This window comes from Bradyrhizobium niftali (assembly GCF_004571025.1).
GTDB classification, from domain to species: Bacteria; Pseudomonadota; Alphaproteobacteria; order Rhizobiales; family Xanthobacteraceae; genus Bradyrhizobium; species Bradyrhizobium niftali.
Window position 1 is genome coordinate 71,278 of the sequence record NZ_SPQT01000027.1, and the last position, 17,633, is coordinate 88,910.

Genomic DNA, 17,633 nt, shown 5'->3' on the forward strand with positions numbered 1-17,633 from the left:
CGCGATGAAACGCGCTGCGCGCCAAAGGAGATGATGATGTCCCGGCAGAAGATTGAAACACTCGGATCTATTGCTGCGATAGAACACATCATACGGAAGTTTCGGGAATTGATCGATACAGATAGCTCGATCCCACCGGAGTTGCGGGGTGCGCTGCACGCGACGCTCGATGAGCATCTTCTCGCGGCAAAAAAACGTGTTCTCCTAAAAGTACATTAGGTGCGCCGATGCCGTCTACATGCGGAGACACTCTGGCAGGCAGGCGCCGTTACCGCAATCGGCGTCATCCCGTCCGAAGGGGGCTCAGCGAGATTCCGGCCCAGCTGGTTGGATCGCGACCACGATTCCCTGTGCACTGGCGCGTCGCCGGGCTGCTCAGCGCGGTTTGCTGTTTAATGGAGGCCTGTCGAAACAAGGCGGCGGCAATTCTCAGTTCTGCCGCTGCGATCGCCATCCGGCGTAACCCGACGAGATATTGCACATCCGTCCGGTCATGACTGTAGCTAATCCGGAGGACATCGAAGTCATACCCGGTCTCCATCTGAGCCTATTCGTCACGCAATTTCGACACCGGCTAACTCATTACAGGCCCCATAGGGATCAAAGTCGTCTCTGGGCGTGGAGACACTAGAAGTGGGGTTCAACTGCAGAGACTAATCATGAGCCACCAGTTCCCTCCTGCGATTCGGGATATGCCATCTATCCAACCGGCAGAGTTCCGCCATGCCATGCAAAGCCTGGCGAGCGGTGTCGCCATCGTGACGACCGGGACGGCAGCCGGTCGACGTGGACTGACGGTGAGCTCTGTGACGTCCATCTGCATGGAGCCGCCGTGCCTGGTCGTTGGCATCAATGCCCGCTCCGAAGCACATGATGAGATCCTTGCCAACGGCAGCTTTGGAGTCAGTGTTCTACGCAGTGACCAGGAGGACTTTGCGCTGCGTTTTGGCGGTGGGGAGGGGGCGAAAGGCGTTCACCGCTTCGACACCGGGGCCTGGGATCAGGGCGTCCTCGATGTACCGCTATTGCCCAACGCATTTTGCGCGCTCGAATGTGTTTTGTATGACCACAAGGCGCTTGTCACACACACCGTCTTTATCGGACGAATTGTCGCGGCCCGACAAAGCGATGGAAATCCATTGATCAACTTCCGGGGCGCGCTTCGTACTTTACTGCCAGACTGAATGCGGTTTTTGCGCAGGCCGTCGGGACAGCAGAATGGTCGATGGCCTCACTCCCTAGTCGCCTCCACGACAGCCATCCAACAATTGCCTGGGCTGCGACTGGCTCCGCAGATTAGGCTCGATTGAAAGGTCTCATCAGCTCCGGCGATTTCGGCGCTTCGCTTGTCGAGCTATGCTTGTGCCGGTCTGCGACCTCCCGCGTCGAAATGCGTGCGGGTACCTGGTCAGGACAACTGCATAGTCCCCTCGAAACTACCAGCTTTGGTAGATCAGTTGTGAGCGATAGGCGAGTAAGCATCGTTGCCGCAGCAGGATCGGGTTCATAGGCACGCCCCGGGTCACAATGGTTGGCGCTTCTCTATATCTTTGGGCTCGATTCCGATGTGAGTACTTGGTGACGTTATGATCTTGCGATGACAAATCGAATTCAAAGGCGTCAGACAACTATGTCCAGCAACGGGTTCGAAATCGCCCAGATTCTCGAGGGCATTCGCCACTGGGTCCTGATCGAATCTCCGACGGAGCGGCCGGATCAGATCAACAAACTCGCTGATGTCGTCGCAGCAGGTTATCGCGACCTGCCGGCCGGGGTCGAGCGCGTTGCGGGGCGTGACGGCTGCGGCGATCATTTGGTCACCCGCTCTTCTTGGGGGCAGGGCCTACCGGGCATTCTGGTGTTGAGCCATCTCGACACAGTTCATCCGATGGGATCCATCGAACGGCTACCCTTCAAGATCGACGGCGACCGTGCGTTCGGCCCCGGCATCTACGACATGAAAGGCGGTGCCTACCTCGCCTATCACGCATTCCGGCAAATCTGCGCCGATGATGCACGCCCGCCGCTGGGCATCACGCACCTCTACGTCTCGGACGAAGAGATCGGCAGCCCAACCTCGCGCGCGCTGATCGAGGCCGAGGGCCGCAAGGCCAAATACGTACTGGTGACCGAGCCCGCTCGCGACGGGGGCAAGGTCATCACGGGACGCAAGGGCGTTGCGCGCTTTGACGTATTCATCAAGGGCGCTCCGGCGCATGCAGGTACGCGGCCCGAGGACGGCCGCAGCGCGATCCGGGAACTCGCCCATGTGATCCAGACGCTGGAGGCGATGAACGATCTCACGCGCGGTATCACCGTCAATGTCGGCGTCGTCCGCGGCGGCACCAGGCCCAACGTCGTCGCGGAACTGGCCTATGCGCAAGTCGACGTGCGCGTCCCCACCATGGCACATGCCGACGAGCTGGTGCCGAAGATTCTCGGCATCACCTCGCGCTCCGACGGCGTCAGCGTGACGGTATCAGGCGAATTGAACCGTCCGCCATATGAGAAGACCAGCGCCGGTGCTGCACTTTACGCACACGCCAAAACGCTCGCCGCCGAACTTGGCTTCGAGCTGCTCGACGCGTTCAGCGGCGGCGGCTCCGACAGCAATTTCACCGCGCCGCATACCGCGACCCTTGATGGCCTTGGCGTTGACGGCAAGGGCGCGCATACGCATCATGAGCAACTCTACATCTCGTCGATCGAACCTCGCGCGCGGTTACTGTACCGCCTGTATCAGACGCTGCGATAATCCTGACGCCAGGCGAAGTCAGTGACGGCGAGGTGCGTTTGATGACGGCCGCCGCACATTGGCAGGATCGTTCCTCGCCCTCCTCCACGGGCTACAGGCTGCGCCCCCGTCAGGCCGATCTGATCGAAAACCATCGGTCGGATGCCGGATTTGCCATTGCCAAATCATAGAAGTGACTGAGCTATCCAATGACGGCAGCGGAGGTCAGGCGGGCAATCGGCTGCAAAGGGCGCGAGCCCTTGGTCGCGAAAGGGCGAACGTTTCCGAGAATGGGCTTATCGGCAGCGGCCCTGATCTCAAAGGCAGGCGAACTTTCTCGACGCAAATCGCAGCGCTGAATGCGTGCGACACCTGACCGGCCGGCGAGCCGATTTAAGAGCTTGGCCACGTTCACACAGTGCATAAAAGGGCTTGAATCGGACGTAACGTTAAGTCGTACGGTCTTGAGGTGGGCACCTGTCTCGGTCTGCTGCCAAAATCGTGAAGGATTGCGAATGTCTCAGCTGGTCGGATCCTCGTCCCCATGGTCAATCATGATCATCATCCCCGGTGGCGCGGCGGTCGGAAGGGTTCTGCAGCCAGTCCTATTTGCGGCGCTATGGCTCGAACGTAGCTTTGAAAGGCTCGCCATTCCGAAAGCGAGACTACGTGGCTGTTCTGGCCCGGGGCACCAGAGAGCCGACGAGGTCAGAGTTGAGCGACGTAGACCTCCATCCGACCCCCTAAGTCGGGGACGCTGCTTGCCGAAGCTGAACAAAGCCCCTCCTCTGGCGCGACACCGCGCCAAAATCAGTTCGCCGAACTGGCTTTCCGCTCTGTCACTGCTTTCTCGTGGTGGCAAGGCATGGCGATCGCGCAAAGGTGCGACAGATGGCTGGCCTGCGCAGGTTTTCAAGGAGCCTGAGCTGCAATTGTCGCTCCGCGTGGCCCGCGCGGCATCGGAAAATATTGCTTGGCATTATGGAGCAGAAAGTTGAAAGAACCCGACGGCCTCAAGAAGGTCCTGTTGATCGACCATATTGAAGGCCAATGCCGTTGCATCATCGGCTTCAAATATGGAGATGCCAGAGAGGCCTATATGTGCGGCGAGCCTGTATATCAAAGACGCGGCAAGAAATTGTCTTCGTGGTGTTTCTATCACCACGGACAGATGCACACGACCGTCGCCCAGCAGAACAGAGAGAGTGATCAATCGGCCGAGATCCCTCAAGTAATATCCATTGTTCGCACCCCATGAGAACCATCATCCCTCCAAGGCCGTCTGATCATAGCCTGTATAAAGGCCAACCGAATCATGTCATCGGAGACTCGCCAAGCAATTCCGGGTTGCGGCGGAAGCCACTCGCTGCAAGCGTACTATGCGGGCGTGAGGCGCTTGAATATCGAGTTGAATCTCCGCAGCCTGACCGACCAAAAAGCTGCGTATACTCCAGGCGAAACTGCGATCTATTTCGAAGGGCAGCCTCTCAGCTACGTCGGCCTCGGCCGACAGACTGACGATATCGCTCGCGCTCACCGACCTAGCCTCTCTCGGAGCAGGACGGCGCCAAATCAAGCTTCGCTCAGTGCTCAACACGGCGCAGCAGGTTCACCATTGTTGGCATCACTGTCTGATCGCGCCCAAATGCCCGGAGGTCGCAGATGCCGCGGATCCTGATCATGAATGCCGGTACGGCTCAAATGTCGGGCTCCGATCTGACACGAGCTCAACTTTCGCTGGCCGCCAATTCGGCATACCGTTCAGCGTGGTTTGCTCATGAGGGTGACTTGATAGTCTCCCCGGTAGTCATCCCCGCGGATCTGCTATCCTTCATTGGCGCGACGCTCAATTTCGACGCATCGAGTCTCTGTCTGCTTGTACCTCAAGGCGGCAACCAATCGCCGGTGCTTGATGATTGCGCACTCCTGTCCAAGACTGTTGTTGAGCGAATCAACAGACATATTCGTCAGAAATCAACCTGGCGATTGTATCCCTGCTACTCTACTGAAGGCGTCGCACGCCTGGCGGCCATGCTTGGCATACCGCGGACCGGCGACGACTTCGCTCTGCAGCGAGGGCCTGATCTGTTGAACCGCAAGAGCCACTTCCGTCAATTGGCGACAAGCGTCGCACTTCCGCTGCCAAATGGGGCTGTCACGACGGACTCAAACGAACTCTTCAGGGCGGTCACTTCCCTCAGAGCTGAGACCGGCAGCGTCATTGTAAAGCTGGACAATGGAGCCGGTGGAGTCGGAAATGTCATCCTGACCGGCAACGAAAGCGATCCACTACCTGGGGCAAGAGATACCCGGCGGATTCCATGGCCGTCGTTTGATCCTGACGCGCTTTGGTCTGAGATGACAACGGCATCGTGTAAGACGCTGGTCGTGGAGTCGTACCACCTAGCGAAGTCTTTGTTCTATCTCGAGTATGAAATCGAGGATGATGGTTCAATCGTTTTTATGAGCAGTGGAAACATACGTCTGCGTAAAAGCGCCGACCGATCCGAAAGAGCTCTGATCTGGACAGGACTTGAGCTTCCAAGCGACCTGAGGAACGAGCAATGGTTGACTGCCCAGGCGCATGCTTACCGATTTGTGGCGCTTGCGCGAAACCTGGGATATCGCGGAATGATCAACATTGACGCCATTTTCGCTACTGACGGACGGTTGCTGTTTAATGAAGCGAACGGCCGTTGGGGTGGCGGCGCGGTGTTACACAGCATTGCCGTCCGGCTGCTGGGATTCGACTATTCCGGTTGCAACATCATTTTATCCGTAAGAAATGTTCGATCAGGATCCCTCCAAATAGCGCATGATCGTTTGGTCAAGGAAGGATTTCTGTTCGACCGCACACGCAAGGAGGGCGTGATCCCGCTTGCCGCCGACCAAGAGGCTGGCACGGTGGAGTGCCTTGTGATTGCGCGCGATAGGGCCGCGGCCCGCGATCTACAGCACCACCTACTGCGAATGGTTTGATTGAGATTCCAGCGACCATATCTTCAATCGCTCAATTCATCTGAACTTGTCCCTGCTTCGATCACGCGAGGTATCTGACGACGCGACGTGAATGTTTGCCTCGTCTAGCTCGAGCTCCGTCAGCCCCTAATCGGGACCATCCTTAAGTCGCTCCTGAAGTGCCGATCGGCGATGAGGTGCTCGAGGTGCAGCGGCGCATGGTCTGGCCGCTCGCCCTGCGCCAATCGTCCAATCAGCGCTCGCGTCGCGTCTACCACCTGGGTACCCTATCCAAGCCGTTCTGCTGCTGCAAACGGTACTGTTGGAAGACTGGGCGGAGTCATAGTGATAGCCAACCGGTGCCGGTAGGCACGCGCTGGTTAACCAACAGAAGCGACCAGCGGGCGCCGCCGCGAGTAACGCCCGCATCGTTCACAGGCATGAACAGGAAATTGGCGGTATCGTTCCCATCCTGATCATTGACGATCTGCTGGAGGTTTGTACGCGCTCGCTCGGGATCGAGCGCAGCAGCTGGGCTTGCGCGGGTTGGACGAATCGGGTCTGGGCGGCGAGATCCGGTTCGTTCCAAAGCAACTCTTCTTCCACATGCTCATCGCCCCGGCGCCTTTTGCCGGAGACAGTCTGAGCACAGCATGCCAAGCTCCCCCCTCTCCTGAGAGCTCCCCCTTGGCAAATTCATTCGAAAGCGATCTCAGCCACCCCACCTCATGCGTCAGCGGTAGAACTTTCGATGATCCGGCGGTTCGCGCCGCTGCGTTTTGAACAGAAGTAGACCAGCGATCGGCGCTCGCCGGACAGCACAGGCTTCACCTCGTGCCGGAGCTTACATGTGGTGACAAGCACAGCGCCAAATGGCGGTCTGAATACCTGGTGTTCGTACCCGCTTGGATATACCACGAACTCCCCCCCCTCGAAGTCCCTCGCCAGCTGCACAATGACCGCGTACTCGAAATCCGGATCGCTCGCAGCATCCAGATGAATGCCAACAAACGAACCAGGAGGCATCCGATGCATTTGGCATCTGCGGATCACGTGATCCGACGTGGCCCCCAAGATCTTTCTTATCGCGAAGCTGCGGTCTTTCCTTTCAAGTAGTTCCATGATCTGCCGTGGAGCTGCACCGCTCACGTCGCTAGGAGCGCGGCCGGGCGGGTCTACCCTCACGCGTTTGACGAAAACATTGTGGGAGTCGCCGGCATCTCCCTGCCTCACTTCTTCTTCGGAAATCTCAGCCTGCAGCTGATCGATTTTGGACAAGTCATCTTGGGTGAACAATATCTGGGGGCCGATCACGACCGTCCCCTTTACCAGCAGTTCTATGCGGTATTTTGTCAAAGCTTCTTCTGAAAGAAGACGAGATTTATGATTCATTGCGCGCGCCATTCGAGTTCACTCCAGGGTTTTATCTTCGACGCAGGACTGAAGGTCCTGGTGCATCGAGCGGAAGGCTTGGTCCCAATGCTCGCCATCGAACTCGCTTACTGTTATGCGTTCGATGGTCCCCTTATCGAGGCATCGAATATTTACGCTGAATCCGGCGGGGTTCGAGCGCGGCCTATAGAATGGCTTTAAGCCACAAACCCGGCAAAACGTGTGCCGAGCGATGTTCTTATTGAACTGATACGTCGTGAGGAATTCTTCGCCACACTCAATGCGAAGCTTGTTGCCGGGTACGAGCAAGTGCAGAAATCCAGACATTTCGCAGATTGAACAGTTGCATCTAACTGCAGAGAGCTCTCGCGGTGCTTTGACGTAGAACTTGACAGAACCACAATGACAACGGCCATGGTGCTCGACCTCCGAGTGATCATCTCCCTTCAGTGAGACAATTCGGCGCAGATCGCGGCACCACTCTAGGCTGAGCCGATAGGCTCGATCGAATTCATCTAAAAAGCGGTTATTCCTATCAGCCGGGATAAGTTCGCCAATCAGCCGGCCTGTCATTTCTCCGTGGTACTTCTCCGCAGGATCTTCTCCCCCGACGTGGCTGCGGAAGTACTCAAGATCGTCAGGCCGCGCCTTAAAGGTTTTGACCAGAGTGGTCCATAGCGACTCGATCATGTCCGCAGCATGTAGCTCAAAAGCGACCATGTAGGCGCAACGCACTAAGGTATCTTTCGATGACAAGCCGGCATAGAGAGAATGCAGGTACCGCTTGGTCGTGGCGCTGTAGTTGGGCCGTATTGCTCTGCCGAGTAGTTGCGACGCATCCTTTCTAAGCAGGTTGGAGTGGAAGTTCTCAGTCACCAGAATGTCGGGTAGCGCCACCTTGCCGCCCTGGAGAATTTGGCCATAACCGCCCGTCTCATCCCAACAGATGAAATTTCCAACCACGCTGGTCAGTTCAATGTCCCTCGGAATATCTCGATTGTGATTCATTGCATCGAAAATGAGATCCCGTTGCGACCCCGCCTGCAGGTACGGGAACGCCTGTGACATCGCCAGATAGTCAGGCAGCAGGCGAGCGACCTGGTCCTCGGACATCTCCGCAGCGAACGGGTGCGGGCCGAACAGGGCTCGCGCTTGCTCAGTCAAATACTTGCAGCATATCTGCGGAGACTGATCGGGTGTCCATCGAGACGTTTGAGATGTCATGTGACCCCTGGGATGAGGAGAGAGCGGTCTTTGACCGAGCACCGCGCCAGCTATTGGCCACCGCGAGTTCGTTGGTTTCGATGGGCTTGTCTTCGCGTTCACCATCCAGGCGACATTCTTGGTTGCGCCTTCGCGGTAGCAGACAGCGGCATGTTCAGTGCTGCTCACCCGCATCGAGCGGAGCACGTAGATCAACTGAGCGGCGGCGATCAAGACGGATTCTGGTCCACGAAACGTTCGATGCCGCGAATTTCCGGGCCGGCCATCATACGCTTTCAGCGTCATGGTGAGATATTACGCCGCGCAGGCCCTCGCTGTTGCTGCTCCTGCCAGTCGATCGAACCGCTATGAGCTTCGTACAGCATTGCAAGGATTGTCCGCATCTACCTGGCTCGCTGCTGGCCGCCACGAGATTCTCAAAGAGACCGACGCTATGTTTCACGTTCGCGAGTGCCACCACGATGTCTTCTTGCACGCTTACAGCAATCACCGTGCCAACTCGTGCACTCGCTCCAAAGATTTTGAGTACATTGACAAAATCGCGACCGACTCCTCGTCGCAAGTGTATTGAACCTGACAGCGCTTGCACGGCTGTCGGACACCAGACGGCGAAGAGCCAGCCGCCACTCACAATGGGTTAATGAGTATAGGGATACTGAATCGCGGAGATTGGTCCAAAGTGCCACAAAGGTCGGCTTCGCGCCTTGAACAGCGCGACAAGCGCTTTGGGGAGCGGGCGCTAGCATGGTGATCCCGTTCGCTGACGTAATCCATCTTCGCTCGCGACAACTACGTGCTAAGCAGTTGCCTCAACGCCATCGAACACGACCATATAGTGGGATCTAGACGCATTCGCAGCCTTTTGTCGATGCGCCTGACAACCGCGGCCAACTCCGGGCATTGATCGAGGCCATAACGCGGTCTAGGGAACACGCGGTCCCCGATGCCCTTGGAAATCGAAGAACGCCATGGACCAAAACGCGCAGGTCGCGAGCTGAAAAACCTAGCTACATCTTGCGCGCCCACGCGAGTACCTCATGGTGTTGGTACATCTCGGACCGTTTCGCGCCAGATCAAGCGTCACGGGCAAGTGCAGCAAGATCAGCTTCGAGCTTCGGCTGATGCTTGAAAATCGCGTCTATCAGCGCCAGCGCCGGTTGCTCGCGGGCCTCGACCAGCGCTGCCTTCTCGGCCCGCGCAGAGGGAGCGAACACTCGCTTGACGACGGTCGGTGATCCCTTGAGGCCGCATTTGGAGACGTCGTCGATACCGGCATCGTTTGCGCTCCATTTCACGATTTTGGCACGCGCGGCACGCAAGGCATCCGCCATCGCGCCTCGCCGAATCTGGTTCGTTGCCTCCAGCATGGTGATGAGGCAGGGCAGCCTCGTGTGCAGCACCTGGACACCACCTTCGGAGCGTCGTTCTGCTTCAATTGTATGGGCGGCGAGATCTAAGGATCTGACTTTCGCAACGTAGGTTAGCTGCAGTACGCCCAGCCGCTTTGCGATGCCGGGCCCAACCTGCGCGGTATCGCCGTCGATGGTCTGCTTCCCCGTGAAGATCAGATTTGTCGGGCCATATTCCTTACCAATTTTTCGGATGGCTTTTGCAAGTGCATACGTTGTGGCCAGGGTGTCGGAGCCCGCAAAGCAGCGATCGGTGAGCAGGACGGCGCGATCGGCGCCGTAAGTCAACGCCTTTCGCAAAGAATCTTCCGCCGATGGCGGCCCCATTGTAAGCACCGTAATTTCGCCGCCGAACCGATCACGCAGCTCCAGCGCGGCCTCGAGGGCGAAGAGGTCATATGGGTTAATGATGGTCGGCACTCCCTGACGCATGATTGTATTGGTCACGGGGTGCACGCGGATCTGCGCCGAGTCCGGAACCTGTTTGATGCAGACGACGTTGTGCACGGTGTTGCTCCCAAAAGCTGCGACAGCTGCGGAGAGCACAGCAAGTGTTGTACCATCGCCCGCCCTTTTGGGGTCGGCTTGCCATCACAGAGGCTTAGTCCCGGTAATGCCCGCCTCTAGGCCGCTCCCCGACGAACGAATGCTAACACTGTCAGAACTGCGACAGCGCTTTTCAGCAGGCCGCGCCAGCTGAGTGATGCTAGGACGGCTTGCGACAGATTACCCCCGCCAATCACCAGCGGCCGGCTGACCGGGTGACGTTCAATGAGCATTGGCGCTCACTAGTCCGGAGCTTGATCGACGGATAGGCATGACGCTCGTTACATGATCCGCAACCGACTGTTCGCGATTGCATGGCCCGCAATGACGCTAAGTATGTCATTGTGAGCAAGTCCCTTTGTCATCGAACCAGGTGAGCCCGCCCTTCGACAGCAGTCCCGCAAGCGCGCGGGATGCTCGGGGCCAAGTTGCCCCCGTGGGCGGACCCATTTCCTTCAGATTGTGATGAGAATGCCTATCGGAGATCGTTCTCATATAGCTATTTGGCAGTAGCAGTTCCGACCGATGTCGTCGTTCAGAACCGCTTTATCTCTATTCCATATTTCCTCAGCGCGTAGCCAATTTGACGCGGCGTTAGTCCGAGCAGGCGCGCTGCTTTTGCCTGCACCCAGCCAGATCTTTCCATGGCGGCAATGACCCGTTCGCGATCGGCCATCTTTGCGCCACTAACGAGAACTGTGCCGGGAGGCCCCAGTGAGGCCAGTTCGCCGCCGACAGACTGGACCGGCTGGGTCGCTTCAGCTAGCGGAATGGTGGACTTTGCAGGCACCGATGGCGTGGGTACGGGCTGGTCCGGTCTCTCGTCGGAGGTGCCTTTCCACAGCATCGCAGAAAGACACTGGCCGTGGCTGCATGCAAAGTCACTTCTCACAATCGATGATCCGGCGCACAGCGTCGCTGTCCGCTCGATGCAATTTTCGAGTTCGCGGACATTTCCCGGAAAGCCGCAGTTCATCAGTACATCGATCGCGCTCGCCTCCAAGGTCAGAGTACGACCGTTCTCGTTATTGAAATTTCTGAGGAACTCCCTGGCAAGCAGGGGAATATCACTGCGTCTTTCGCGCAAGGGCGGCAACAGCAAGGGAACTACACTGATGCGATAGTAAAGGTCCGCGCGGAACTCGCTTCTTGCGACAGCCTCTTCAAGGTTCTTGTTGGTCGCAGCTATCACTCGAACATCGACCTTAACAGTCTGGTTGCTGCCGACGCGCTCGAACTCCTGCTCTTGGAGAACGCGCAGCAACTTCGCCTGGAACGGAGCTGAGATCTCGCCAATCTCGTCAAGAAACAGCGTTCCTTTGTCAGCAAGTTCGAAGCGTCCCTTGCGCGAGCTGAACGCACCGGTAAAGGCGCCTTTCTCATGTCCAAACAATTCTGATTCCAGGACGGTCTCAGGAAGCGCCGCGCAATTCAGCTTAACAAACGGGCGCCTGGCGCGGGACGATGATTCGTGAATGGCCTTGGCTACGAGTTCCTTTCCGGTACCGGATTCGCCACGCAGCAGAACCGTGCTGTTAGATCTGGCTACAACGGCAATCTTCTCGAGCAGCCCGCGCAGGGCCGGGCTGTCGCCAATGATCCCATGGGAGTGTAGCTTCTTGCTCTCCCGAGGGGTTTGCCTGAGGTCTAATACTTGCTTTTGTAGCCGGTCTTTCTCCGCCATCAGTCGTTCGCGATCGCAGGCGAACAAGCGATGTAACTTCACTGTTTGTCCCACCAGGTTAGCGATCATGGCGAGCAGTCGCGCATCGTACTCGAGCCCGAGACTCGACCTATCGTCGCGGATGCGGTCAACCGTCAGCGTACCCACGACCTTCGGCTCAATGCGAATCGGAACCCCGATGAACGACACTGGCATATCATCCGAGGCGCCGAGCACTTCCCGGTCGGCAGCGCTGAATAACGGCTCGGCGGCTACGTTGTCGACGATAACAGGCCTGTCGGTCGCGATGATCTGGTCGATTGCCGTCCGCGGCAATCGCATCCGATAACGTTCGTCGCTGCCTTCGCTCCAGCCGGCGCCCACTGTAATGTCCGGCATGCCGTCGTCATCGAGCAGTGAGACGATGCCGTGTCGCATCTGCACAAACGACTGCAGAAGACCAACAACGTTGGCCAACGTGACTTCGAGCCGCGAGGGAGCGGCGAGTATTTTCGATATCTCGAAGATGCCGGTCAGCGCGCTCTCACGCAACGGCTCGCTCGAGATCTTACGCTCCGGCTCCGGTTGCGGTGCAGGTCGTTCGCATGAGGAAGGTATATCCAGCATGAGGCGGTCTCCGTTCTCTCGATCATCCTCCCTGGTACCTTGTCCGGGTTGGCGAGCTTCGTTTCGCATGTCACTCTCGATCTAACGCCAAGTGTTCACGAGATGACATAGAACCGTAACACCTTTTCATGGCACGACGGTAAACTTACGGTGTGCTGTCATGTCATTTTTGCGGATTGCATGCGCGTCGTCAGCGGAGAACATAAGCACCGCTGCTGCAGCTCAAGTCAGCTGCGTCGCCAAGGCCGGCCGATTCACAGATGTTGCCCACCATTGATCGGCACCTCGGCTCCCGTGACATAGCTGGCCGCATCTGAGCACAGGAAAAAGATGACCTTGGCCACTTCATCCGGGGTTCCCACTCTGCGCAGCGGGATACTTGGCACAAGACGCGCTTCTGTATCGGGCGATAACATGTCCGTCCTGATTTCGCCGGGCGCGATCGCATTCACGCGAATGCCATGCGGCGCATAATCGTGGGCCATTTCGCGTGTGAGGCTCGCAAGCGCAGCTTTCGACGTCGCATAGGCACTGCCGGCAAACGGGTGCACCCGCGAGCCCGCAATCGAAGTCACATTCACGATCGATCCTGACGCGGCTCTTAGCTCGTCAAACAAGCCCTGCGCCAACAAGATCGGGGCCACCAGATTGAGATGGAACACCTTCATCCAAGTCTCGATTGACGTCGTCAACGACGTCATCCGATCGCCAGCGGGCGTTTTCGGCGAAACACCGGCATTGTTCACTAGCGCGTGCAAAGGTGCACCGGCTAAGCGTTTCTTGACCTCAGTGATCGCGCGCGGCAGCATTCGATGATTGCTGAGGTCGATCTGGACATGATCTTCGTCCCCTGCCTCCCATGGGCATCGCTCGCCGTCGAACGGTTGACGCGCGCAAGAAATGATGCGCCAGCCCGCCTCCGAGAACAGCTTGGCAGTGGCATGACCAATACCGCGCGATGCTCCGGTGAGCAACATCGCCTTCTGTTCTCCGCCATGAACCCGGGCTTTATCGACCTGAAAGGGGCAAGCCAAATGTGTGTCGGGCAGCGGGCCTCTGATTAGATCGTCATTTGGCAGATCCAGACCCACGCCCGCCTCCTCCCCTGTTGCGCGCCGCACGCGTAGCAGGATTTGGGCCACTGCGATGCATGTAAATCCGCTTCCGTTTTGCGTCCTAATGTCGCGCACGCGGAATGCTTGGCGGGTTCAAGACACGCTGGGTGTGCTTTGTGACAGCGATGGTGCATCAGCTACGCAATGTCGCGAGCACACTCGCTTTCGTAAAGATAAGGCGACGAGCCGCGCTCTCCTTCCTGATCGCACAACTGGAAGGGCCAAGAAATGGCCAGCGCCTCTCGTCGGGCAACGATCGACTAGGATAGCGGCCGCCGACAGTAGCCGCTTCAACTCGAAAGCTGACGTTACCAATCTGTACGTTAGATTTGTCCGCAACTGCGGCCGACTTCATCGCGCCCTGCTCTGCTGTGTCCAGCACTGGCACATCGCCGGGCGGATTGATCCCGGACCACGACCTGGCGCACTGATTGCTTCTTCAAAATAGTGAATCGCCGAGAGCGTCCGTTTACACCGGCGAGTACCGACCGTAAGACGGAACTCGCCGGCTGAACGGAGACGCTTTCGATATGTCCATCCGCGACCGACCACCGATTAGCTTCGACTTGCGGCCTCCCCGAGCCGAAGACGAAGACGTGTTACACCTGTTTACCGGGGCGGCAGCACGTTAAGGTCATTGTTGTCGACGTCGAGCTTCAGCGGAAGACATTCGGACCCGGCGTCGCGCTGTTCTTCGGTGGAAGGCCGCGACAGAGCTTCACATTGGACAGACAATTGCCGCCCCGAAAAGATCTGCCAATACTGCTGGATGCAAAAAGCGGCAATCAGATCGATCAGGCGGGCTACGACTTTCATGAAGCCACGAGCTCTCGCGAGGTTTGTTCAATCAGGATCAATCGGCTCGGATCCTTCAAATCGAATTCTATAACGCGTGGGGCAAAGAGACGCGCATAGCGCGTAAAGGCGCTCGTCGGGGGAAAACGGATCACGGTATCGCAGCGCGCAAGGAGGTACATATCGATGAGGGCGGAAAAGCCGCCCTCGGCTCCGAGCGCGGCGTTGTGCAATGGGCCGGCCTGAGGTGCCTGGAACTGTTTTGGAATCGTGAAAACATCAGGAAATATAGTCGAAACCTTCTCAAGGACGATCGCGCTGTCCGTGCACAGGAAAGCCTTCACGGGTTTTGCGTGGGGTAACCCCCTAGCCTTATCAATGGCATTACAGACCTGTCGCAAGGCGCGCTCCGGGTCAGCCCAGTAGGGAGCATGGCCCATAATGTCCTCGCCGTTGCCATGCCGGACATGGATTCCAATTACGCTGTACGATTCAAAGTGCTCGCGGTAGATAGCATCAATCCGAGACTGAATTTCAGGTCGTGGCTTGATGCTCCGAAAGATTTCTCGTTCGGCCTCCTGATCGCAGCGCCACATCAGGCACGCATCACACACAACCGTGTTAGCGTCACTATCTTTGTGACTTTGGAACAGTTGATCGAGTTCGTCGCGCTCCCGGAAAATTTGCTCGTCCGGGCGATAGACGCAATCGATGGATGGCTTGTTCCACCATGTCGGGAAGAATGGTCCCGGAAATGAACACTGATTGATCTTGTCGTCGCAAATCACCCGCACGCCAGCAATGTCTTGAACCGGTTCGAAGAAGACTGGAAAGGCGTTGGTGGATGGCTCATCGAGATAGCAAGATCCCCTCCAATCGATGGCTAGCGTCCGTCCTGTCTGCTTTGCAAAACGCCAAGCTGCCGCCAGTGACCACAGGCAGTCGCCGAACCCCGTGCGTCGCCGGGAAACTACGAACCTATCATTCTTCGAACCGCTCTGCATTGCCTCTTCCCGGGCTCCTGGTTGGACAAGAGACGTCATCGCAGACATCTCACGTATCATCTTGTCCGACGTCGCGGTCTGAAATCGCGGTGCCGGCGAGCTGCGTCGGTAGAACTTCATAGCAGCGCTATCCGTGATGGGCCGCGTTCTCGCAACACTTTCCGTCTTTTCTTGATGCGCGGCGGATGCAGCCGAATGCCCCGCAGCTCCCACACGAGCCGCAGTTCCTTCACGAGATCTTCACGCTTGGCCTGGTCCTGCATGGTTGCGTCGAGAAGCCAGCCGAGCGACGCCTCGCCCTCGATCCGCATCAAGATCTCGAAAAGCTCATGTGAGACACGCATACTATCGTGGGCGGAATGTCCCGTGCGGATCTCGCAGACCGTTTCCTGACGATCTGGCGCTGTGTGGGAGCGAACACGATGAAGGGATGCATACGGCGGCAATGAAACGCCCAGTGCACTCCAATCCTGCAGTGATGCTGCGCGCTTTCTGACGAGGAACGGCCCAACAACAAGTCCGTCCAGGTCAGTCGTCAAGAACGTGGTGATCGCATCTGACACGGACTCCACGATCGGCTCGGCATTGTTGTTAAATGAGGTATTCAGAAGAACTGGGATGCCCGTTCGCCTCTTGAACGCATTAATTACATCCCAGTAGGTGGGGTTTGCCTTGCGCGATACTGTCTGCAGCCGAGCGGTCCCATCAACGTGTGTGATCGCACCGAGCACGTTACGCTTGGCTTCACGCACACGAACCACGAAGTTCATGAAGGGGAGCTGCCGCATGCCGTCCGGGAGCTCAAAGAACTCGCTCGCATCCTCCTCCAGTACAGATGGCGCAAAGGGGCGATAGCCCTCGCGCTTCTTGACCATCGCATTGATGCGGTCCTTGTTTCCCGCAGGCCGCGGGTCCGCAAGAATGCTGCGGTTACCAAGCGCACGTGGGCCGAACTCAGAGCGGCCCTGAACCCAGCCGATTACATCGCCATTCGCCATCCAGTCTGCCGCACTGGATGCTATGTCATCACTTCGTTGAATGTCGAGGTGGCCTGACCATGCGTTGAGCTCATCCTCAACGGCTTGCTCGTTGCCGAGATCGGGCCCCCAATAAACGTCCGGCAGTCGCTCCCGCGGCGCCGGCCTGCCCAGCTCGTTTGACAGCATCAACGCAGCGCCGAGCGCGCAACCGGCGTCGTGCGCCGCGGGTTGAACAAAGATGTCTTCAAATAGCCCGGAATAAAGCAGCTTACCATTCAGCGTGCAATTATGGGCTACTCCCCCAGCCAAGCACAAGCGTGTAATGCCCGTCGCTTCACGATGGTGCCGTAGGATGTGAAACACGATCCGCTCCAGCGCCTCCTGCAGCGAAGCGCTGACATCTCGATGCTGTTGGGTGAATGGCATTCCTTTTCGCCGAACCTCGATGTTGCGGACCAGGGCCGGACCGATCCGATCCAGGTGAACGCGATAGCCACCGTTTTCCAACAACTCGTAGAACTGCGCGAAGAGCTCGCGATAGGGAGCGGGATCACCATACGGGGCAAGCCCCATCACTTTGTACTCGTCGAACAACCCGTAGCCGAGATATCGGATCGTCTCGAGATAGAACAGCCCCAGGGAGTTATGTTCCGGGAAGCTTGCAAGTTGCGCAATTTCGGTGCCAGACCCCACCGCCAATAAGCCGGAGAGAAAATCACCACCGCCGTCGATCGCAAAAACGAGACTTTGCTCGAAGCCGGACATGGCAAACGCGCTCACGGCATGCGCTTCGTGGTGATTCACGAAGGAAAGCCGCGACGGATCGATCTCAGCGCCGAACTCCCGTGCCAGCAGCTGGCGCAGCAACAGTTTGGCGTCCAACGGAACGGGCTGAGAAACAGAAAGGCGCTCGAGCATGGTATTGCAGTAGGCTTCAGTCGCGTAGAACGCGATACGGTCGATCTCGCCGAGCTCAACTCCTGCGGTAGAAAGGCAGTATTGGATCGAATTGCTCGGAAACTTGTTGGAGTGCTTGACGCGGTTGAGGCGCTCCTCTTCGACAGCAGCAATCACGCGGCCATCCTGCACAAGAACCGCAGCGCCATCGTGAAGAAATGTATTCGGCAGCTCCGGCGAGCTTTCATAGATTCTGTCAAGACCGCCACTCACTCCCAGGCACAACATC

14 protein-coding genes are annotated in these 17,633 nt (G+C 57.7%); 6 read left to right on the forward strand and 8 right to left on the reverse strand.

The genetic code is table 11. The features are described from left to right. The first annotated feature begins 36 nt into the window (after positions 1-36). The 6 genes from E4K65_RS34985 (at position 37) to E4K65_RS35010 (ending at position 5,713) form a co-directional block, all read left to right on the forward strand. Positions 37-219 carry a hypothetical protein gene (locus E4K65_RS34985; RefSeq protein ID WP_235884872.1) on the forward strand — a complete coding sequence of 61 codons (183 nt, stop codon included), beginning with the start codon at positions 37-39 and terminating at the stop codon, positions 217-219. Between the two features lie 440 nt (positions 220-659). Beyond that, a complete protein-coding gene (locus tag E4K65_RS34990; protein WP_235885845.1) occupies positions 660-1,184 on the forward strand; it encodes a flavin reductase family protein in 525 nt (174 codons plus the stop codon). A gap of 446 nt (positions 1,185-1,630) precedes the next feature. Beyond that, positions 1,631-2,755, forward strand: a complete 1,125-nt coding sequence (locus tag E4K65_RS34995) for a M20 family metallopeptidase (RefSeq protein ID WP_135178001.1) — start codon at positions 1,631-1,633, stop codon at positions 2,753-2,755. A gap of 740 nt (positions 2,756-3,495) precedes the next feature. Next, on the forward strand, positions 3,496-3,732 hold the full coding sequence (locus E4K65_RS35000; RefSeq protein WP_135178002.1) for a hypothetical protein: 237 nt from the start codon (positions 3,496-3,498) through the stop codon (positions 3,730-3,732). After that, positions 3,729-3,992 (forward strand): hypothetical protein, encoded by a 264-nt coding sequence (locus tag E4K65_RS35005; protein ID WP_135178003.1) that lies wholly within the window; start codon positions 3,729-3,731, stop codon positions 3,990-3,992. The genes E4K65_RS35000 and E4K65_RS35005 overlap by 4 nt, the downstream gene beginning before the upstream one ends. A 404-nt stretch (positions 3,993-4,396) precedes the next feature. Continuing rightward, positions 4,397-5,713 (forward strand): preATP grasp domain-containing protein, encoded by a 1,317-nt coding sequence (locus E4K65_RS35010; protein ID WP_135178004.1) that lies wholly within the window; start codon positions 4,397-4,399, stop codon positions 5,711-5,713. A gap of 705 nt (positions 5,714-6,418) precedes the next feature. Here E4K65_RS35010 and E4K65_RS35015 read toward each other — a convergent pair. The 8 genes from E4K65_RS35015 to E4K65_RS35050 all read right to left on the reverse strand — a co-directional run bounded on the left by E4K65_RS35015 (position 6,419) and on the right by E4K65_RS35050 (position 17,632). After that, positions 6,419-7,096 carry a 2OG-Fe(II) oxygenase gene (locus E4K65_RS35015; RefSeq protein ID WP_135178005.1) on the reverse strand — a complete coding sequence of 226 codons (678 nt, stop codon included), beginning with the start codon at positions 7,094-7,096 and terminating at the stop codon, positions 6,419-6,421. A 6-nt stretch (positions 7,097-7,102) separates the two neighbouring features. Next, the gene (locus E4K65_RS35020) at positions 7,103-8,593 is read right to left on the reverse strand and encodes a GFA family protein (protein WP_235885846.1); all 1,491 of its coding nucleotides are present in this window, start codon (positions 8,591-8,593) and stop codon (positions 7,103-7,105) included. 788 nt (positions 8,594-9,381) lie between these two features. Beyond that, positions 9,382-10,224 carry an electron transfer flavoprotein subunit beta/FixA family protein gene (locus E4K65_RS35025; protein WP_135178006.1) on the reverse strand — a complete coding sequence of 281 codons (843 nt, stop codon included), beginning with the start codon at positions 10,222-10,224 and terminating at the stop codon, positions 9,382-9,384. 574 nt (positions 10,225-10,798) lie between these two features. Beyond that, complete coding sequence (gene nifA / locus E4K65_RS35030; protein ID WP_235885848.1) at positions 10,799-12,553, reverse strand: nif-specific transcriptional activator NifA; 1,755 nt, start codon at positions 12,551-12,553, stop codon at positions 10,799-10,801. A 254-nt stretch (positions 12,554-12,807) separates the two neighbouring features. Next, a complete protein-coding gene (locus E4K65_RS35035) occupies positions 12,808-13,644 on the reverse strand; it encodes an SDR family NAD(P)-dependent oxidoreductase (protein ID WP_135178008.1) in 837 nt (278 codons plus the stop codon). A 633-nt stretch (positions 13,645-14,277) separates the two neighbouring features. Beyond that, positions 14,278-14,484 (reverse strand): hypothetical protein, encoded by a 207-nt coding sequence (locus E4K65_RS35040; RefSeq protein WP_135178009.1) that lies wholly within the window; start codon positions 14,482-14,484, stop codon positions 14,278-14,280. Continuing rightward, a complete protein-coding gene (locus E4K65_RS35045) occupies positions 14,481-15,587 on the reverse strand; it encodes a nodulation protein NodZ (RefSeq protein ID WP_135178010.1) in 1,107 nt (368 codons plus the stop codon). The genes E4K65_RS35040 and E4K65_RS35045 overlap by 4 nt, the downstream gene beginning before the upstream one ends. After that, positions 15,584-17,632, reverse strand: coding sequence for a carbamoyltransferase family protein (locus E4K65_RS35050; RefSeq protein ID WP_135178011.1), 2,049 nt, complete (start codon positions 17,630-17,632; stop codon positions 15,584-15,586). Before E4K65_RS35050 ends, E4K65_RS35045 begins: the two co-directional genes overlap by 4 nt. Between the last annotated feature and the right edge of the window lies 1 nt (position 17,633).